This is a genomic window from Pseudarthrobacter sp. NKDBFgelt (assembly GCF_046097905.1).
In the GTDB taxonomy this organism is placed as follows: Bacteria; Actinomycetota; Actinomycetes; order Actinomycetales; family Micrococcaceae; genus Arthrobacter; species Arthrobacter polychromogenes.
In genome coordinates this window covers 1-19,264 of sequence record NZ_JBJURL010000078.1, presented here as the reverse complement: position 1 = coordinate 19,264, position 19,264 = coordinate 1, and the positions used below count along the sequence as shown (strand labels likewise).

Sequence of the window (19,264 nt, the reverse complement as noted above, 5' to 3'; positions counted from 1 at the left end):
GACCCTGGTGCAGGGCGATGGACTGCGTGCGCTGGTGCGGAACCACCACAAGCTGCCGCCACCAGCGCACGCAGTCCATCGCCCTGCACCAGGGTCCGCTGGCACGCCGGTTCCGCGTCGCCGACCTGGTGCTCCACACCACCCCCGGACCCGTGGTGCCGCGGCTGGCCCAGGCCACTACCGAGGTGGCCCTGTCCTTGTTCGACGAACAGTCTGCGCGCGCCCGGCTGGCCAGGAAGCGGCAAACAACCGAACAATGGCTCCGGCAGGTGGTGCCTGGTGACGCGGTGGCCGGCACTGGACCAGTGGCCGGGCCCCTGGAAGTCCCAACCCCCTTGGAAACCCCCACCCCACAGCAACAGGAAGGCGGGCAGCATGGCTAAGCCGGGACGCCTCGGCGTTGGAATCATCGGCGCGGGCAAGGTGGGGGCGGTCCTTGGCGCCGCCCTGCGCGCCGCGGAACATGCCGTCGTCGGTGTTTCGGCGGTGTCCGAGGCGAGCCGTGAGCGCGCAGAAACGTTACTCCCCGGCGTGCCGGTCCTGGAAGTGCAGGAGATCGTTGAGCGGGCGGAGCTGGTCCTGCTGGCCGTCCCGGACGACGCCCTCCCGGGCCTGGTGGACGGGCTCGCGAAGCTGGGCGCATGGCAGCCGGGCCAGCTGGTTGCGCACACCTCCGGCCGGTTTGGCGTGGGCGTCCTGCACCCGGTCAGGGCCGCCGGAGCCGTCCCGCTGGCGCTGCACCCCGCCATGACGTTCACGGGGATGAGCCTGGACCTCACCCGGCTGCTGGACTGCACCTTCGGCGTCACGGCCGATGCCGCCATGCTTCCCATCGCGCAGGCACTGGTGGTGGAGATGGGCGCCGAACCGGTGGCCATTGCCGAGGCGGACCGGACGCTGTACCACGCAGCCCTGGCGCACGGTTCCAACCACCTGGTCACCCTCGTTGCGCAGGCGTCCGAGCTGCTGCGCTCGGTGGGAGTGGAGCTGCCGGAACGCATGCTGGGCCCGCTCCTGCGGGCCACGCTGGAGAACGCGCTGGCCGCAGGGGAGTCCGCCCTGACCGGTCCGGTGGCGCGCGGTGACGTTGGCACGGTCGCGGCGCACGCCGAGGCGCTGCGGGAGTTCGACGGCGGCGGACACGGCGATGTGCTGGCCGCCTACCTTGCCATGGCACGCGCCACCGCCCTGCGGGCAGAGGGGCGCGGACTGCTGAAGCCGGACCAGCTGGAGGGGCTGCGCCAGGCCCTCGATCCCAAGGAGGACTGACGATGCCCATCAAACTTGCCACCACGGTGGCTGAGCTTCGCTCCGAAGGCGCGCGGCTGCTGGGCTCCGGGCAGGGCAGATCCCAGGGGCTTGTGCCCACCATGGGTGCGCTCCACGAGGGCCATGCTGCCCTGGCGCGTGCCGCCGTCGAACAGAACGACGTTGTGGTGGCCACCATCTTCGTCAACCCGCTGCAGTTCGGCGACGCCGTGGACCTGGACCGCTACCCGCGCACGCTGGACGCCGACCTTGCACTGCTGGAAGACCAGGGCGTGGACCTGGTCTTCGCGCCGCCGGTAGAGGAGGTCTATCCCGGCGGCGAACCGCTGGTGCGCATCACCTCGGGCCGGCTTGGGGAAAAATGGGAGGGCGCCTCCCGGCCGGGCCATTTTGACGGCGCCCTGACGGTGGTGGCCAAGCTGCTCCACTACGGGTTGCCCGCCGCGGGCCTGCCCGCCGCCGGGCCGGCACCGGGAGGCCTGCCAACCTACCGGGCGTACTTCGGCCAGAAGGACGCGCAGCAGCTGGCCCTTGTCCGGCGCATGGTGGCGGACCTCAACTTCCCGGTGGAGATCGTGGGGGTGTCCACGGTGCGTGCCGTCGACGGGCTGGCACTGTCCAGCCGCAACCGTTTTCTGTCGGACGAAGAGCGGGAGGCGGCCCTGGTGCTGTCGCGGGCCCTCCGGCTGCTGGAGGAACGCGCGAACGCCCGGCAGCCGCTGGACCTTGACTCAGCCCGTGCCCTGGTGGAGTCCCAGCCGCTGGTGGGGCTGGATTACTTCGAGGTGGTGGACCCGGAGACCCTGGAGCCGCTCGCGGAGAACTGCCGGCAGACGCCGTTCAGCGGTGAAGCCCTGGCGCTCATCGCCGCCAAAGTGGGGCCGGTGCGGCTGATCGACAACGCACCGCTGCGTTCCTGACGCCAGGCCGCTAGATGCAGGGCTCTTCCCGGTTGATCATCAGTTGTTCGAGCAGCGCGCGCTCCGGCCTGCCGGGGTGCTTGGCGACGCAGCGGCGCAGGCGTGCCCTGGCGAGCTCCTCACCGGGTTCGCGGCTGCAGAGAACTTCATCGATGATTTCCTGGGCCTGCCACCGGAGGGACTCAATGGCGAACTCCCGGATCTCGGACGGGGTGTCTTCGGCCATCCAGGGATCAGGGTCTGAGGGAACGCTCTGGAACATCCGCTCTGCTGACATCGGGGCCTCCTTGCACCAGTCCGAGAGGGCCCGGCTGGGGGCCTCCACGGCGTCGAAGCACTGCGCTACGGGAAACATTACAGGTGGGAAGACCGGTCTGTCTTCCCCCGGAGTAGACTGATTTTGCGATGAATCCAGAGGCTAAAGTCCCGGCGTTCCCCGAAGCTGCCGCGGTGGCGGAATCCGGTCCTGCCCATTCGGTGGACAGGATCCTGGCTGTTGCCTACGAGCTGTTTTCCACGCGCGGCGTGCGGGACGTTGGCGTCAACGAGCTCATTGAGCGGTCCGGGGTCGCCAAAGCCACCTTCTACCGGCATTTTCCGTCCAAGGATTCCCTGGTGTTCGCATTCCTGGAGCAGCGGGACAAGCAGTGGACCATGGACGGGATCCTCTCCGAGGCGCGGCGCCGGGGCAGCACTCCCCAGGAGCAGCTGCTGGCCATCTTCGACGTCTTCGGGGACTGGTTCCGGCGGGAGGACTTCGAGGCCTGTTCGTTTGTGAGGGTCATGCTGGAGATGGGCCCGGCCCATCCGCTGGGGCAGGCCAGCATCGATTACCTGGCAAAAATCCGCGGCCACGTCCGGGCCGTGGCGGAAGAGGCCGGGCTGGTGCGCCCCGAAGAATTTGCCCGCTCGCTGCTGATCCTGATGAAGGGCTCGGTCATCCAGGCCGTGGAGGGTGACACGCTGGCCGCCGACCGTGCCCGGCAGATGGCGGTCTGGCTGATCGGACACCACAGCGGCTGACTGCCCAGTGTTTTCAAGCCAACCGTTGTTCGGGGCCAACCGCTGTCAGGCGCCGGGTTGCCCGGCGGGGATGCGGGGTGCGGAGGTGCTGGAGCGGACCAGCAGCCGGGTCTCCATCAGCTCATCCGCCGGCCCAGCCGCGGCCTGGCCGTCGTCCTGCACCAGCGCCAGCAGGCGTTCCACCGCCCGCGTACCCTGGCTCCGCGGAAACTGGTCGATGGTGGTCAGTCCCAGGATTTCGCCCATTTCGTGGCCGTCCACCCCAATGACGGACAGCTCCTCGGGGATCCGCAACCCGAGGTCGCGGGCTGCCAGCATTGCGCCAAAGGCCATCTCGTCGGACGCGCAGAAGATGGCGGTGGGCCGCTCCTCGGCATCCGCCAGCAGCTGCTTTGTCTCCTTGTACGCATCGTTCGCCGAGTAGTCGGAAATGAGGGACCACGCCTCGCGCAGCGGCAGGCCTGCCGCCGCCATCGCTTCCTCGTACCCCGCACGGCGGCCGCTGGAGATCTCGAAGTTCCTGCCGTATTCGTGCTCGCCGCCGAGGTGCGCCACGCGTGAATGCCCCAGGCTGATCAGGTGGTTGGTGGCGCGCCGGCCCACCTCCACATCGTCAATCCGGAGCGTGGGGATCCCCGGCAGCGGGCCGCCCACACCGACCACCGGAATCCCGGCCGCGAGGATCTGTTCGGTCTCGTGCGCGTTGAGCTGGAGCGAGACGGCCAGGACGCCGTCGAGCCGCTTGCGCAGGAGGAAGTCCCCCAGTACCGATTCCCGGTACCGGTCGCCCTGGAAGTCGTACAGGGTGAGGTCGTAGCCGGCGTCCATCAGCGCGGAATTGGCGCCCTCGAGCAGCGTGGCGAAGTACCACCTGTTGACGAAGGGGAGGACCACCCCGATGTTGTGGCTGCGCCCGCTCGCCAGGCTGGAGGCGTGGTAGGACATGACAAAGCCGAGTTCGCTGGCCGCGGCGGCCACGGCCTCCCTGGCCCTGGCCGAAACACTGCCCTTACCGCTCAGAGCCCGCGACGCCGTCGCCTGCGAAACACCCGCCAAACGAGCTACATCCCTGATTCCTGCCACTGACCCTCTGATGTTCCGCTTGGCCCCATGCGCAGCCAGATGCACTGCGCAGGTCCCAGTTTACGCTGGGCGGCTGCGTCCCCGTCCGTGCTGAGCAGGATCTCCAGGCCAGGCAGGCCAACCGGCTCGTCACCCATGTTCATCATCACCAGGACTCCGTTGTTTACGAACGTCACGCAGTCCGAGGCGGAGGACCCTTCAAGCCAGTCCAGGGAGCCGGCTCCGAGCTTCATGGCGCGGCGAAGCCCCAGCGCCCGGCGATACAGGGACAGGACAGAGGACCCGTCCCGGTCCTGCACGTCCCTGGACAGCGTTGCCCATTCCTCCGGCTGCGGCAGCCAGGACTCGCCGGTGCTGTTGAAGCCGAAAGCAGGTGCTGCCGCCTCCCAGGGCAGGGGCACCCGGCAGCCGTCACGGCCGATGCGTTCTCCCGCGGTGCGCTGGAACGAGGGGTCCTGGCGGAACGTGTGGTCCATGGTGGTGTGATCGGGGAGGCCCAGTTCTTCGCCCTGGTACAGGTACACGCCGCCCGGCAGGGCGAGCATGAGCATCGAGGCTGCGGCGGCACGTTGCAGGCCCAACTCCGCGTCTGGCTGGACATCCTCGGCACCCAGGCCGTCGCCGGGGCGGGCCGCGGGTTCCACGATGCCGAAGCGCGTCGCGTGCCGGACGACGTCGTGGTTTGAAAGGACCCAGGTGGTGGGGGCCCCGACCGAATCGAACATCCGCAGCGAACTTTCGATGACTGCGCGCAACCGGGCAGGGTCCCATGGGGTGCCCAGGTACGCGAAGTTGAACGCCTGGTGCATCTGGTCCGGCAGGACCCAGTTGGTCAGCCGGGACAGGGGATCGATGCTCGCCTCGGCACAAAGGATGCGGTCGCCGTCGAACTCGGCCAGGACCTCGCGCCACCTGCGGTAGATGTCATGGATTTCGGGCTGCCCGAACATCGGCGCAAGATGGCCGGGGAAGTCATCGGTGCTGATGCCGTCGGGCCGGCCGTGCCAGTCCGGCAGTCCAGCGGCCTTGACCAGGGCGTGGGCCACGTCCACCCGGAAGCCGGCAACACCACGCTGGAGCCAGAAGCGGAGGACGCGTTCGAACTCGGCGTGCACGGCAGGGTTGTCCCAGTTGAAATCCGGCTGCGAGGAATCGAAAAGGTGGACGTACCACTGGCCGGGCTCGCCTGAGGGCTCGGTAATGCGGGTCCAGGCCGGGCCGCCGAAGTGTGACTGCCAGTTGTTGGGCGGGAGCTCCCCGGATTCCCCGCGGCCGTCCCGGAAGATGAACATCTCCCGTTCGGGGCTTCCCGGCCCTGCCTTGAGTGCGGCCTGGAACAGGGCGTGGTCCGAGGAGCAGTGGTTCGGCACCAGATCGATGATCACCCGGATGCCCAGCGAATCTGCCCGGGCCACCAGCGCGTCGAAGTCGCCCAGGGTGCCGAACACGGGATCGACGTCGCAGTAATCGGCGACGTCGTACCCGCCGTCCCGCTGTGGCGAGACGTAGAACGGTGAGAGCCAGACGGCGTCGACGTCCAGGGCCGCCAGCTGGTGCAGCTCGGCCGTAATGCCGGGCAGGTCGCCCTGGCCGTCGCCGTTGAGGTCCCGGAAGGAACGGGGATAGATCTGGTAGATCACCGAGGACCGCCACCATTCAGTGCCGTGGTCGGCGGGGTGGACCGGCACCAGTTGGAGGGCGGAGACGTCGGACTCGTCGAGCATGAGTGTGTTGGTCATCCGGTTATGCTAGCGGTATTTGCGCCAAAAATGGAACAGCTTCCATCCAGTATTCGCAAGGAAAGCTTTAATTTGCGGATCGTGTGGACGTTCTCAATGGAATCGCTTACAGTTGTGACTTGTCTCACCGCCGGGGTTGGCACCTGACAGCCGATATCTCCCAGGGCGGGCATTTCTTACACCGGGCATTTGCCCAATTCATGAAGGAGGCGCATCGGTGCGCACAGCTCTTACCAGGCCCTTGGTCCGCAAGGCCAGGCTTTCACTCACGACGGCGGCCGCCGTCTCCCTGATGCTTCTCGCCTCAGGCTGCTCCGGCGGGCAGGCCCCGGCAGGCGGCGCATCAGGCGCTGCCTCCGAAAGTGCGGCGGCTGCCCCCACCGGCGAGGCACCCGCACGCGGGGACGCCGATCTCGTCATCTGGGCCAACGGCCCCGTGGTCCAGGCACTGCAGCCCATCGCCGACAAGTTCGGCGAAGAGAACGGCATCACGGTGGAAGTCCAGACCGTTGCCACCGAGCTGCAGACCAACTTCGTCACGGCCAACGCCTCAGGCAACGGCCCGGACATTGTCATGGGTGCGCACGACTGGATCGGGAACCTGGTCCAGAACGGCGCCATCGATCCCGTCCAGATCACCGCCGAGCAGAAGGCCGACCTCCTGCCTGTGGCCACGGACGCCGTCACCTACAACGGCCAGACCTACGGCATGCCCGCTTCCGTGGAATCCCTGGTTCTCATCCGCAACAAGGCGCTTGCGCCCGAGGCGCCCGCTTCCTTCGAGGAGCTGCTCACCGCCGGCAATGCCGCTGTTGCCGCCGGAACCGCAGAACGGGCGCTGAACCTGCAGGTGGGCCCCAAGGGTGACGCCTACTTCATGCAGCCCCTCTACTCCTCAGCCGGCGGCTACCTCTTCGGCAAGAAGGCCGATGGCAGCTTCGACACCGCTGACCTCGGGGTTGGCAAGGAAGGCTCCATCGCAGCTGCGCAAAAGATCGCTGAGCTGGGTGAAAAGGGCTCCAAGGTCCTCAGCAGCTCCGTCAGCGCCGACAACTCCATTGCGCTGTTCAACCAGGGCAAGACAGCCTTCATGGTGAACGGCCCCTGGGCTCTTGGCGACGTGAAGAAAGCCGGGATTGACTACGGCCTGAGCGCCGTTCCGGGCTTCGCCGGCATGCAGCCCGCCCAGCCCTTCACCGGCGTGCAGTCGTTCTACGTCGCGTCCAAGGGCAAGAACAAGTCCTTCGCCGAAACCTTCGTCCAGACGGCCGCATCGCAGAAGGAAACCCAGCGCGCGCTGTACGAGGCAGTCCGCATCCCGCCGGCGATCGCATCCCTGGTGGAGGAAGTGGCACAGACCGATCCGGACACCAAGATCGCCGCCGATGCCGCGGCTGCAGGCATCCCCATGCCTTCGCTGCCCCAGATGGCTGCCGTGTGGGCCCCGCTGGGCCAGGCAGAAGCTGCCATTGCCGGTGGCGCAGACCCGGCGGCCACCATGGAGCAGGCCGGCCAGACAATCGCCGGTGCGCTGAAGTAACACCGGCGATGACCACCCGAATCAAGAATTCCTCGGGGAAGGCGGTGGGGCCCGGACTTTCGCTGGGCTCCACCGCGTCGGTCCCCGCGCTGCTGGCCAAGATCCTTGGGCTCGGCGCCGTGCTGGGGGCTGCCGTCTCCCTGACGCCGCTGCTGATTGCCGGCGGCGAGTGGGCCATGCTCATCGGACTGTGGCTCGGTGCGGCCGGGCTCCTGGCCGTCTATTCCACCAGCCGCCTGGTGCCGCTGAAGTACCTGCTGCCGGGCACCCTGCTCCTCACGGTCTTCGTCCTCCTGCCGATTCTTTCCACCGTGCAGCTTTCCTTCACCAACTCAGGCGACGGAACCCGCGGGTCCAAGGAGGATGCGATATCCACCATCGTCCGCAACTCCGTGACCCAACTGCCCGAATCCAGGACCTTCAACCTCACGGTGGGCACCGAAGGGTCTGCCGCCGATGGCCCCTTCACGTTCTTCCTGGTGGAAACGCCGTCGAACGATGTTTTTGCCGGTGACGGGCAGGGCCTGCGCCCCCTTGCCGGGGAGGACGTGACGGTCGACGGCGGCTACGTCCGCGCTGCGGACGGCTACCAGATCCTCACCGGCAAGGAAGTCAACGCCGCCGGGGCGAAGATCAGCGGACTGACTGTTCCCACGGACAAGGGGGCCATCCGCGCCCAGGGCATCAACCGCGCCTTTGAGGGCGTCCAGACACTGACCTACGACGCCGGAACGGACAGCATCACCGATTCGGTGTCCGGGAAAGTCTTCACCGTCCAGCAGTTCGGAGACCGGGAATACTTTGCCGATGCCAACGGCAGCAAGGGATTCGACCAGAGCTGGGAAAAGAACGTCGGCTTCGCCAACTACGTCCGGCTCTTTACCGACCCCCAGGTCCGTGACGCCCTCCTGGGATCCTTCGTGTGGACGCTCGTCTTCGCAGTCGGCTCGGTGGCCACCACCTTCGTCGTCGGACTCCTCCTCGCCAGCGCCCTCAATGACCCACGCATCCGCGGACTCAAGCTCTACCGGGCCGTCATCATCGTTCCGTACGCCATCCCGGTGTTCATCTCCTTCATCGTGTGGCAGAGCTTCTACAACAAGGACTTCGGGCTCATCAATTCGATGCTCGGCGGAGCCAAGATCGACTGGCTGGGCGACCCTTTCCTTGCCAAGGTGGCCGTGCTGCTGACCAATCTTTGGGTGGGCTTCCCCTACATGTTCCTGATTGCCACAGGTGCGCTGCAGGCGCTGCCGCAGGATATTGCGGAGGCCGCGAAAATCGACGGTGCCAGCTCCTGGACAACCTTCACCAAGGTGCAGTTCCCGCTGCTGCTGGTGGCCGTTGCGCCGCTGCTGGTGTCCTCGTTCGCGTTCAATTTCAACAACTTCAACGTCATCCAGCTGGTCACCGGCGGCGGCCCCTTCCCCGCCAGCGGCGGACAGATCGGCGCCACGGACATCCTGATCAGCGGCGCCTACCGCATAGCGTTCGGCGGTGCAGGCGCCGAGTTCGGTTTCGCCTCGGCAATTTCCGTAGTCCTGTTCATTGTCACGGCAGTGCTTGCAGGCATCCAGTTCCGCTACACCAAAGCCTTGGAGGATGTGCGATGACCAATCTGCTCACGGAAGCTCCGGCAGAAAAAGGCGCGCCGTCCCGCCGGACGAACATGCTGGTCCGCAAGGACGGGCTTGAGCTGCCCCGCGGCAGGCGGTGGTGGCGGGAAGTGGGCTGGCGGCACATGGTGGGCCTGGCGGGCGTCGCCTTCGCGGGTTTCCCCGTGCTCTACATCATTTCCGCGGCATTCAATCCGCTGGGAAGCGTGGCCACCACGGAACTGATTCCCACCACGTTCAGCCTGGTCAATTTCGAGACGCTGCTGGGCGGTTCCAAGGGCCCGTACGGAACCTGGTACCTGAACACCCTGGTCCTGTGCACTGTGGTTTCCGTGGCGCAGGTCCTCCTGAGCACGCTTGCGGCCTACGCGTTTTCCCGCTTCCGCTTCTACGGGCGCCGCGGCGGGCTGCTGGCGCTGCTCCTGGTCCAGATGTTCCCGCAGTTCCTGGCCATCGTGGCCCTGTTCCTCATGATCGCGAAGTTCGGCGAGGTGGTGCCGGCCATCGGGCTGAACACGCTGGCGGGTTACGCGCTGGTGCTGATGGGCGGGGCACTGGGCCAGGTCTGGCTGATCAAGGGGTTCTTCGATTCCATTCCGCATGAGCTCGACGAGGCGGCGCGGATTGACGGGGCGGGACACTTCCGGACGTTCACCAGTGTGATCCTTCCGCTGATCACTCCCGTGCTGGCCGTGACCGGACTGCTGGCGTTCGTGGCCGTTATTGGCGAGTACATCCTGGCGAGCATCTTCCTGACGGACAACGGCGTCAAGACGCTGGCGGTGGGCATGTTCGGCATCATCGCAGGGGACCGCAGCAACAACCTGGGCGTCTTCGCTGCCGGCTCGGTGATGATCGCGCTGCCGGTGCTCATCCTGTTCCTCTACCTGCAGAAGTTCATTGTGGGCGGGCTGACGGCCGGCTCCGTCAAGTAGGGAAGGGCACCCGGAATAGTCAGCTTGCTTATGACTTTTCTTCTTCCTAGGCTGGAAGCTGTCCGGCAAGCAAACTTTCGAGCGGCGGCCGGCGCCTTTTACCAGGTGCCGGCCCCCGCTCAGGCCAGGAGGAAAAAATGTCAGAACACAGCATCGCAGGCAAGAAGGTCGCATTCCTGCTGACGGACGGCGTGGAGCAGGTTGAGCTCACCAGTCCCTGGCAGGCAGTGAAGGACGCCGGCGGCCAGCCCACCCTGGTGGCACCCACGAGCGGCAAGCTGCAGGGTTATAACGGCACGGAAAAAGGCGACACGTTCGACGTCGACCGCACCGTCGCAGAGTCGAATGCCTCCGACTACGACGCCCTGGTCCTTCCCGGCGGCGTCGTCAACGCGGACCATCTCCGCGTGGACAAGGACGCCCAGAGCTTCACCCGGAGCTTCTTCGAGCAGCACAAGCCGGTGGCCTCCATCTGCCACGGACCCTGGCTCCTCATCGAAGCCGGTGTGCTGGCCGGAAGGAACGTCACGTCCTACCACACCCTGCAGACCGACCTGAAGAATGCGGGCGCCAACTGGACTGACGAGGAAGTGGTGGTGGACCAGGGACTGGTGACCAGCCGCACCCCGGACGACCTCCCCGCTTTCAACAGCAAGCTGGTGGAGGAAATCTCGGAAGGCCGGCACGCCGGCCAGACGGCCTAGAACCGCCGGGGGCTGCCCCGCAGCGCAGCCCCCATGTGTTCCCTCAGGGTTTGGGAAATGTTCCGGTTCCGGGAATTAGTCCAACCGGTAGAGTGTTGGCATCTGCAGCGGCCATCTCCGCGCATCACTCACATCACGCCCTGAGGGAACACCCATGTCTACCGAAGTCTCGCCGAACGCCAGCGGCCAGTCCGTCAACACTGAAGGAACCAGGCCCGCCGCGCCGGAGAAGATGTCCCGCGAATCGGTGACTATCATCAGCACGCTGCTGGTGGCAACGTTCGTGGTGATCCTCAACGAGACCATCATGAACGTTGCCCTGCAGCGGCTCATGGTGGACCTGCAGGTGGACGCGCCCACCGTCCAGTGGCTTTCCACCGGCTTCATGCTCACCATGGCCGTGGTCATCCCGACCACCGGATTCATCCTGCAGAGCCTGTCCACCCGGGCCGTCTTTATGCTGGCCATGGGCCTTTTCGCCGGCGGAACGGCCCTTGCCGCCGTGGCTCCCGGGTTCGAGCTGCTCCTGCTGGCCCGCATCATCCAGGCGGGCGGCACCGCGATCATGCTGCCGCTGCTGATGACCACCATCCTCACCCTGGTCCCGCTGGCCAGGCGCGGCGCCGTGATGGGCAACGTCAGCATCGCCATCTCCGTCGCACCCGCCATGGGGCCCACCGTCTCCGGGCTGATCCTTGAGCACTTCACCTGGCGCTTCATGTTCGTGTTCGTCCTTCCGGTCGCCCTTGCGGCCCTGGCGATCGGCGCCAAGTACCTGACCAACATCGGCCAGGCGGAGAAAACCAGGCTCGACTTCCCCTCGGTCATCCTCACCGTCCCGGCCTTCGGCGGACTGGTCTACGGCCTCAGCCAGATCGGCGGCGGCCACGGCGGCCAGGCCGGCCCCGGAACCACGGCCATCGCGGCACTGGTGATCGGCGTGGCCAGCCTGGCGGTCTTCGTCCTCCGGCAGGTGCGGCTGCAGAAGGCTGAAGCTCCGCTGCTGGACCTGCGCGCCTTCAACTTCCGGATGTTCACGGTCTCCGTGCTGCTGATGGTGGTGGCCATGATGGCGCTGTTCGGCGGCGTTATCCTGCTCCCGCTCTACCTGCAGGAGGTCCGCGGCCTGGGCTCCCTCGAAACCGGCCTCGCGCTGCTCCCGGGCGGCCTGGCCATGGGCCTGCTGGGTCCGGTCATCGGCCGGCTGTTCGACAAGGTAGGGCCGCTGCCGCTCACCGTCTCCGGGTCCATCCTGATGGTGCTGTCCCTCTGGCAGTTTTCAATGCTCGACGCCGGCACGTCCGTGGCATGGATCGTCACCCTGCACGTAGGGCTGAGTTTCGGCCTGGCGCTGCTGTTCACTCCGGCGTTCACCACCGGCCTGAACCCGTTGCCGCCGCACCTTTACTCCCACGGTTCGGCCATCATGAGCACCGCCCAGCAGGTGGCCGGCGCGGCCGGCACCGCGCTGCTGGTGTCCATCTTCGCTGTGGTGTCCGCGGCGTCGGGACTCGTCGCGGGGATGAGCGCAGCGTTCCTGACGGCTACCGTAATCTCCCTTGCCGCCGTCGTGCTCTCCGCGATGATGCGCAAGACCCAAGGTGCCGTCCCGGCCCACGCGGCCCACTAGCCCGACTGGGTAGCAGCAGATGTCGGAATGAGCCGTCAAAACGACATCTGCTGCTACTTAGATGGGGCTAGCCGGCGTAGAAGTAAGCCAGTTCCTTGATCAGCTTGTCCGGGGCCTTGATGACGCCGTCGTGGCCGTAGCCGGGGAGGATGGTGTAGCTGGAGCCGGAGAGCACGTCGTGGATCTGGCCGCAGGCAATACCGAAGTACGCCGGGCTCTTCTCGCCCACCACAATCAGTGTCTCCAGCGGCAGCGCCAGGAACGGCTCGGCCGGCATGTCCGCGGCGATGATTGCCTTGATCTCGCGGACGCCGGTGCGCATCATCTCCCGCTGCTGCTTGCCCTCTGAGGTGCCGGCGGTCAGCTTGTTGGCCAGGGTCAGCATGGAGAGCGGCATGCGGGACGAAAACGCGCCGCCGGCCTCAAGACCGCGCTGCAGCACGGCCAGGGCGCGGTCGTCGTCGCCGGCAGCGGCGGCACGCTCGTACTCCGCCGTCCAGTCCGCCTTGACGCTGTGGTTCACGGAGACGGCGGGATCGTACACGGCCAGCCGTTCAACGGGCAGCGTCCGGGCTGCGTGCAGCGCAACGGCACCGCCGAAGCTGTGGCCGAACACGTCCGTGCTGGATGTATGTTTCATGACCGTCTGCAGATCGCGGATGTCCACGTCCAGCGTGTAATCCTCGGGCTGGGGCGACGACGAACCGCGGCCGCGCCTGTTGAACGTGTGCACCGGCCGGCCCAGCGCCGCGCTGAGCTTCTGCGCGAACCTGGTGTAATCCGCAGCGGTGACCATGGAAGGCGGGACAATAACAACGCCCGAACCGGCGGAAGCGAGTTCGGCACCCGTGGAGAAGAGCTCCAGCGTGCCGCCGTCGGGGGTCCTGATGTTCTCACGCGTCATGTTCCGAGCCTAGCTGAGCAACCTGATTGCAGGCACCACGCTGCGCCGGGAAACAGCGGCCGCAGCCGGCGGCGGTCAGCCGAGGCGTGCGATGAGCGCCGCGCCCTGTTCCCGGATGGCGGGCAGGTCAGCGGCCAGCCCGCACAGGATCAGTCCCGCGTCCGCAGCCTGCAGCGGCGATTCGGGGGTTGTCATGCCGTCCGCCCGGAGATTGATCAGCGATTCCACCAGGCGGAACGCCAGGTCTCCCGGGCTGGACTGCCAGCTGGCCGCTGTGCCGGCGGGGGACAGGGCCGCGCCCAGCTCCCGGTACAGATTGCGCAGTTCCTGCCGGTCTGCCAGGAACCGGGCAAAGCGGCCGCTGCGCGCCTCAGGCAGGTGGTAAAGGATTCCGAGGTTCCAGCGGGCGCTGCACAGTTGCGTTCCGTCGTAAAGCGCGACGGCGTGAAGCCGGCCGGCTGCCTCCCCTTCGGCTGGGGGCAGGGCAGCCACCGCCCGCGCAAACTCCAGCCCTGCCAGGACGGTGCCCTCCAGCAGGTCCCCGAGGATGTCGTCCTTGGTCTTGAAGTGGTGGTACAGCGAGGACTGCCTGACCCCCACCGCATCCGCAATGGACCGGGTGGACGTGGTGGCGAACCCCTGCGTGGTGAACAGCTCGGCGGCTGCGTCCAGGATTTCGTCCCGTGCTGTGGCCCCTGGCCTGGAGGGTTCTTGGCTGCGAGGTCGTCCCGGTCCGGCTGAAGTCACCGCATCATTCTTGCATTGCCTCGCCACGGATGCGGCGCCCAGTCCCGCGCCCGGATCCGCGGTGAGGGAACGGAAATACTGCCGAAACAAGATGTCTATCCGCCTTTTACAGAGGTGAAACTCCCCGGGGACATCCCGCTGGAAAACTATCAAGTGACCGGTATTCCGCAGCTTTCGGCCGAGTGCTGCGGTACCGGCGGCCCCCGCCACGCATCCAGCCCCCCGGAGAATCTGATGACCTCAACCGTTCTTCCCACCGTCCATGCGGACGATGCGGACCTGACGTCCCTTGGCTACCAGCCCACCCTCCACCGCAAACTCGGCCGCTATGCCTCCTTCGCGGCCGGCTTTTCCTTCGTGTCCATCCTGACCACCATTTTTCAGCTCTTCGCGTTCGGCTACTCGTTTGCCGGTCCCGCGTTCTTCTGGACGTGGCCGGTGGTCCTCATTGGCCAGCTGCTGGTGGCCCTGAACTTCGCGGAGCTCGCTGCCCGCTACCCGCTGTCCGGAGCCGTGTACCAGTGGGCGCGCCGGGTGGGCGGGGAAGGCGTGGGCTGGTTCGCAGGCTGGTTCATGGCCATCGCCCAGGTTGTCACGGCCGCAGCCGCCGCCATCGCCCTCCAGGTGGTACTGCCCCAGCTCTGGGACGGCTTCCAGGTGGTGGGCGGCGATCCTGCTTTGAACACCGTCACCGGCGCTGCCAACGCAGTGATCCTCGGAGCCGTCCTCCTGGTGGCCACCACCATCATCAACTCGCTCGGCGTCAAGCTCATGGCCCACGTGAACTCGGTTGGCGTCACCTGCGAGATCGTCGGCGTCGTGGCCGTGATCCTGGCCCTCATCAGCGCCGCCCAGCGCGGACCGGAGGTGGTGGCGGACACCACCGTGCTTCAGACATCCGACCTCGGCGCGGTGGGAGCCTTCCTGGTTTCGGGCCTGATGGCCGCTTACGTGATGGTGGGCTTCAACTCCGCCGGCGAACTTTCGGAAGAAACCAAGGACCCCCGCCGCACCGCCCCGCGCACAATCCTTTCCGCCCTGCTCATCTCGGGTATCGGCGGGGCGCTCATGATCATCACGGCCCTGATGGCGGCGCCGAGCCTCGACGACGGCCGGCTCGCCACCGAGGGCCTGCCCTACGTCCTCACCGCCGTCCTCGGCACCTTCTGGGGCAAGGTCCTGCTGGTCGATGTTGCCATCGCCATCTTCGTCTGCACCCTGGCCATCCAGACCGCCGGCTCGCGCCTGGTGTTCTCCATGGCACGGGACGGCAAGCTCCCCGCGTCCGCCCTGCTCTCCAGGGTCCACCCCACCCGCGGCACCCCCATGTGGCCGTCGATCGTCATCGGCGCCCTGGCCGTGGGCGTCCTCGCCATCAACGTGGGCAACGCGGCACTGTTCACCACCCTCTGCAGCGTCTGCATCGTGATGGTCTACCTGGCCTACCTCCTGGTCACCGTGCCGCAGCTCATCAACCGCCTTCGCGGCGACTGGGACCGGGTGGGGCAGACCCTTCCGGCCGGCCTCTTCTCCCTGGGCCGCTGGGGCCTCCCCGTCAACATCTTCGCCGTCCTCTACGGTGCCGTGATGGTGGTCAACCTCGCCTGGCCGCGGCCCGAGGTCTACGACCCCTCCGGTGAAAACGGGATCCTGCTCTACTCGGCACCGCTGATGGTCACCGTGGTCCTGCTCCTGGGCATCTGGGTGCGGCGCCGGAACCTCGCGGCCAACGCCTGAGCCAGTCCCGAACAATTCAACAGCCCTTCTCCAGAACCAGCACAGGATCGACATGACACAAGTAACCGAAAGCCCGGCAACCGGCACCGCCACCACCGCAGGCGCCCGCGCCCACGCCCGGGAGCAGCACGGCCGGACCGTGGAGACCATGCGTTTCGTGCCCGCTTCCACGGCCCCGGCGCGCCTGACGGAAGGACTGCCCGACGGCGCGTCCCCCACCTGGGCTGAATCCCTCGCCTTTGGCCGCTACGCCACCATGTCCCTGGCCCGGGGCACCCGGATCAGGCTCACCGACACCTCCGGTGACGCCTGCGTGCACACCCTTCTTTACCGCGCCGGAGCCCTCCACGAGCGGCTCAACGTGGCGGACACCGTCAAGGTCCCCTGGCAGGCCTACCCGGGCACGGGCCACCCGCTCCTGTCCGACGCCGGGCGGCTGATGGCCACCATCGTGGCGGACACCTCCTCCCGGCACGACGCCCTGACCGGTGCCACCACCCTGGAAGGCAACACGGCCCGGTACGGTGCCGGAACCGCCCACAGCGCATCCCCCGCGGCCCGCGAACTGCTCACCCTTGGCGCACTCAAGAGCGGGCTGGGGCCCGCCGACGTGGCGCCGTCGTTGTCCTTCTTCAAGGGCACCACCGTGGACCCTGCCGGCAGCATTGCCTTCACCGGAAGCTCAGGCCCGGGAGCCGTCGTCGAACTCCTGCTCCAGATGGACGCAATCCTGGTCCTGGCCAACACCGCGCACCCGCTGGACCCCCGCCCGGACTTCACCGGCACCGCCGTGGACATCGCTGCCTGGCACGCTCCGCAGGACCTCGCAGCCCTTGCGGCGGGCACCCTCACTGGCGCCCTGCCCCCTGAACACCTGCAGGCACTGCAGAACACCGAACACGATCTCACCGCAAGGAACGCCCGATGAACACCGCCACCTCCGCCGCTCCTGCCGCTGATGCCCGCCAAACAGCCCTCGCCCCCGGAGACGTGGTCCTTGACGAATACGTTGAGGCACGCGGCCCCTGGTCCGCCGTCGTGGCAGCCGGCGACGTGCTGACCATCGTGGACCTCGAAGGCAACCAGGCCGTGGACTGCCTGCTCTATGCAGCAGGGGACACCACCGTGCGCTACTCGGCCGCCGTCACCATCGCCCGGCAGCAGTCGATCGTCCTCACCACGGGGTCGGTCCTGCGCGCGGAAACCGGCGCGCCGCTCATGACCGTGGTGGCAGACGAGGTGGGCGTGCACGACACCATCGGCGGCGCCTGCTCGCAGGAGTCCAATACCCTCCGCTACGGCCAGCACACCCGGGAACAGCACGCCTGCGTGGAGAACTTCCTGATCGAGGGCTCACGCTGGGGCCTCGGGAAGCGGGACCTGGTGTCCAACATCAACTGGTTCATGAACGTCCCCGTGGACCCGGACGGCGCCCTGGGCATTGTGGACGGCCTTTCCGCTCCCGGGAAGCGCGTGGCGCTCAGGGCGGAGGTGGACACCCTGGTCCTGGTGTCCAACTGCCCGCAGATCAACAACCCGTGCAACGGCTTCAACCCCACCCCTGTCCGCATGATCGTCACCCGGCCGGAGGCTGCACTGTGAGTACTTTCGACACCCTTTTAGTTGCCAACCGCGGCGAAATCGCCTGCCGCATCATCGAATCCGCCCGGAAGCTGGGACTGCGGACCGTTGCCGTCTTCTCCGAGGCGGACAGGGGCGCCAAGCACGTCCGGCTGGCCGACGAAGCCGTGCTCCTGGGACCCGCCCCGGCGAAGGAGTCCTACCTTCGCGTGGACGCCCTGCTTGATGCGGCCAGGTCCACCGGGGCCGGTGCCATCCACCCCGGCTACGGATTCCTTTCCGAGGACGCCGCGTTTGCCGAAGCCGTTGAGGCAGCCGGCCTGGTGTTCGTAGGGCCCACCGCCGAACAGCTGCGCATCTTCGGCACCAAGCACACGGCACGCGATGCCGCCAAAGCCGCCGGAGTGCCGATGATCGCCGGATCCGGCCTGCTGGCGGACGTTGACGACGCCGTTGCTGCCGGTTCCGCCATCGGGTTCCCGCTCATGCTCAAAGCCACGGGCGGCGGCGGGGGCATCGGCATGACGGTGTGCCGCGACGAGGCCGAACTCGCGGAAAGCTTCCCGCGCGTGGCCCGCCTGGCCGGGGCGAGCTTCGGCACCGCCGGTGTGTTCGCGGAGCGGTACGTCGAAAACGCCCGGCACATCGAGGTGCAGGTCTTTGGCGACGGCGCCGGCCGGGTGGTCAGCCTGGGTGACCGGGACTGCTCACTCCAGCGCCGCCACCAGAAGGTCCTCGAGGAGGCACCCGCGCCGGACCTGCCGGACGGACTGCGTGAAGAACTGCACCGCAGCTCCCGCGCACTGTGTGCCTCCCTTAACTACCGTTCCGCCGGGACCGTGGAGTTCGTCTACGATTCCGCCCGCCGCGAAGCGTCCTTCCTTGAGGTCAACGCACGCCTCCAGGTGGAGCACCCCGTCACCGAGGCGGTCACCGGCGTGGACCTGGTGGAGTGGATGCTCCGACTGGCCCAGGGCGGCCCTGAAGCGGAAGCGGTCCTGGCGGACCGGCCGGACAGCCTGCCCGTTTCAGGCCACGCCGTTGAGGCGCGCGTCTATGCCGAGGACCCGGCCCGCGGCTTCCAGCCCAGCGCCGGCACCGTGACCAACGCCGTCTACCCCGCCTCCGCCAATGTCCGCGTGGATGCCTGGGCGGAAACCGGCACCGAAGTTTCCACCAACTACGATCCCCTCCTGGGCAAGATCATCACCTCTGGCCCGAACCGGGCCGAGGCCCTCGACCGGCTGGCCGCCGCGCTCGCCGGCACCCGGATCGACGGGATCGAGACCAACCTGGGGATGCTCCGCGCGGCCACCGGCCTGGACGTGGTCCGCAGCGTGCAGCACGCCACCAGCACGCTGGACAACGTGGGCGACCCCGAACCCCGCATCACCGTGGGCCGCCCCGGCCTCCAGACCAGCGTCCAGGACTGGCCCGGCCGCACCGGCCTGTGGCAGATCGGCGTGCCGCCGAGCGGGCCCATGGATGATCTGTCCTTCAGGCTCGGCAACACCGCCCTGGGCAACCCCGAAGGCGCCCCGGGCCTGGAGTTCACCATGACCGGGCCCTCCCTGACCTTCACGCACGCCACCACGGTCTGCGTCACCGGTGCGGAAGTAACGGTCACCGTGGACGGAAAAGAGGTGCCCGCGTGGACGCCGGTGACCGTCCCGGCAGGCGGAACGCTCGACGCCGGCACAGCCTCCGGCGCCGGGCTTCGCGGCTACATCCTGTTCCAGGGCGGCCTGGACATCCCGCAGTACCTGGGCAGCGCCTCCACCTTCACCCTGGGCCAGTTCGGCGGCCATGCCGGGCGCGTCCTGCGCGCCGGCGACG

At 67.5% G+C, this 19,264-nt stretch carries 18 protein-coding genes; 13 read left to right on the top strand and 5 right to left on the bottom strand.

Annotated elements, in window-relative coordinates:
* The 3 genes from ACKAE7_RS17255 to panC form a co-directional block, all read left to right on the top strand.
* Positions 1–383 (top strand): PH domain-containing protein (locus ACKAE7_RS17255; protein WP_408979851.1); only part of this gene is annotated, 383 nt, incomplete at its 5' end.
* Positions 376–1,269: a Rossmann-like and DUF2520 domain-containing protein gene (locus ACKAE7_RS17250; RefSeq protein WP_408979850.1), complete on the top strand. Its 894-nt coding sequence runs from the start codon at positions 376–378 to the stop codon at positions 1,267–1,269. The genes ACKAE7_RS17255 and ACKAE7_RS17250, both read left to right, overlap by 8 nt.
* Positions 1,270–1,271: 2 nt before the next feature.
* Positions 1,272–2,189 carry a pantoate--beta-alanine ligase gene (panC, locus tag ACKAE7_RS17245; RefSeq protein ID WP_408979849.1) on the top strand — a complete coding sequence of 306 codons (918 nt, stop codon included), beginning with the start codon at positions 1,272–1,274 and terminating at the stop codon, positions 2,187–2,189.
* 10 nt (positions 2,190–2,199) lie between these two features.
* On the opposite strand, the gene ACKAE7_RS17240 is transcribed toward panC, so the two are convergent.
* Entirely contained in the window at positions 2,200–2,466 is a 267-nt protein-coding gene (locus tag ACKAE7_RS17240; protein WP_190612831.1) for a hypothetical protein, read from the bottom strand.
* A gap of 128 nt (positions 2,467–2,594) precedes the next feature.
* Here ACKAE7_RS17240 and ACKAE7_RS17235 point away from each other — a divergent pair, with 128 nt between their 5' ends.
* Positions 2,595–3,212 carry a TetR/AcrR family transcriptional regulator gene (locus ACKAE7_RS17235; protein WP_190612832.1) on the top strand — a complete coding sequence of 206 codons (618 nt, stop codon included), beginning with the start codon at positions 2,595–2,597 and terminating at the stop codon, positions 3,210–3,212.
* Positions 3,213–3,257: 45 nt separating this feature from the next.
* Here ACKAE7_RS17235 and ACKAE7_RS17230 read toward each other — a convergent pair whose 3' ends face one another.
* The gene (locus ACKAE7_RS17230) at positions 3,258–4,295 is read right to left on the bottom strand and encodes a LacI family DNA-binding transcriptional regulator (RefSeq protein ID WP_408979848.1); all 1,038 of its coding nucleotides are present in this window, start codon (positions 4,293–4,295) and stop codon (positions 3,258–3,260) included.
* Positions 4,274–6,034 (bottom strand): alpha-amylase family glycosyl hydrolase, encoded by a 1,761-nt coding sequence (locus ACKAE7_RS17225; protein WP_408979847.1) that lies wholly within the window; start codon positions 6,032–6,034, stop codon positions 4,274–4,276. The genes ACKAE7_RS17230 and ACKAE7_RS17225 overlap by 22 nt, the downstream gene beginning before the upstream one ends.
* A gap of 217 nt (positions 6,035–6,251) precedes the next feature.
* Here ACKAE7_RS17225 and ACKAE7_RS17220 point away from each other — a divergent pair, with 217 nt between their 5' ends.
* From ACKAE7_RS17220 to ACKAE7_RS17200, 5 genes are all read left to right on the top strand, one after another.
* Positions 6,252–7,574 carry an extracellular solute-binding protein gene (locus ACKAE7_RS17220; protein ID WP_408979846.1) on the top strand — a complete coding sequence of 441 codons (1,323 nt, stop codon included), beginning with the start codon at positions 6,252–6,254 and terminating at the stop codon, positions 7,572–7,574.
* Positions 7,575–7,582: 8 nt separating this feature from the next.
* Positions 7,583–9,187: an ABC transporter permease subunit gene (locus ACKAE7_RS17215; protein ID WP_408979845.1), complete on the top strand. Its 1,605-nt coding sequence runs from the start codon at positions 7,583–7,585 to the stop codon at positions 9,185–9,187.
* Positions 9,184–10,125: a sugar ABC transporter permease gene (locus tag ACKAE7_RS17210; RefSeq protein ID WP_202884278.1), complete on the top strand. Its 942-nt coding sequence runs from the start codon at positions 9,184–9,186 to the stop codon at positions 10,123–10,125. The genes ACKAE7_RS17215 and ACKAE7_RS17210 overlap by 4 nt, the downstream gene beginning before the upstream one ends.
* Positions 10,126–10,262: 137 nt before the next feature.
* Complete coding sequence (locus tag ACKAE7_RS17205; RefSeq protein WP_366278001.1) at positions 10,263–10,829, top strand: type 1 glutamine amidotransferase domain-containing protein; 567 nt, start codon at positions 10,263–10,265, stop codon at positions 10,827–10,829.
* Between the two features lie 154 nt (positions 10,830–10,983).
* Positions 10,984–12,459: an MDR family MFS transporter gene (locus tag ACKAE7_RS17200; RefSeq protein WP_408979844.1), complete on the top strand. Its 1,476-nt coding sequence runs from the start codon at positions 10,984–10,986 to the stop codon at positions 12,457–12,459.
* Between the two features lie 67 nt (positions 12,460–12,526).
* Here the strand turns inward: ACKAE7_RS17200 and ACKAE7_RS17195 are convergent, their stop codons facing one another.
* Together ACKAE7_RS17195 and ACKAE7_RS17190 are read right to left on the bottom strand one after the other, a co-directional pair.
* On the bottom strand, positions 12,527–13,363 hold the full coding sequence (locus ACKAE7_RS17195) for an alpha/beta fold hydrolase (RefSeq protein WP_408979843.1): 837 nt from the start codon (positions 13,361–13,363) through the stop codon (positions 12,527–12,529).
* Positions 13,364–13,438: 75 nt separating this feature from the next.
* Positions 13,439–14,110, bottom strand: coding sequence for a TetR/AcrR family transcriptional regulator (locus ACKAE7_RS17190; protein WP_408979842.1), 672 nt, complete (start codon positions 14,108–14,110; stop codon positions 13,439–13,441).
* Between the two features lie 234 nt (positions 14,111–14,344).
* Between ACKAE7_RS17190 and ACKAE7_RS17185 the strand changes: the two genes are divergently transcribed.
* From ACKAE7_RS17185 to ACKAE7_RS17170, 4 genes are all read left to right on the top strand, one after another.
* A complete protein-coding gene (locus ACKAE7_RS17185; protein ID WP_408979841.1) occupies positions 14,345–15,847 on the top strand; it encodes an amino acid permease in 1,503 nt (500 codons plus the stop codon).
* Between the two features lie 52 nt (positions 15,848–15,899).
* Positions 15,900–16,775: an urea amidolyase associated protein UAAP1 gene (locus ACKAE7_RS17180; RefSeq protein ID WP_408979840.1), complete on the top strand. Its 876-nt coding sequence runs from the start codon at positions 15,900–15,902 to the stop codon at positions 16,773–16,775.
* Positions 16,772–17,449 carry an urea amidolyase associated protein UAAP2 gene (locus ACKAE7_RS17175; RefSeq protein WP_191034946.1) on the top strand — a complete coding sequence of 226 codons (678 nt, stop codon included), beginning with the start codon at positions 16,772–16,774 and terminating at the stop codon, positions 17,447–17,449. Before ACKAE7_RS17180 ends, ACKAE7_RS17175 begins: the two co-directional genes overlap by 4 nt.
* Positions 17,446–19,264 (top strand): biotin carboxylase N-terminal domain-containing protein (locus ACKAE7_RS17170; protein WP_408979839.1); only part of this gene is annotated, 1,819 nt, incomplete at its 3' end. The genes ACKAE7_RS17175 and ACKAE7_RS17170, both read left to right, overlap by 4 nt.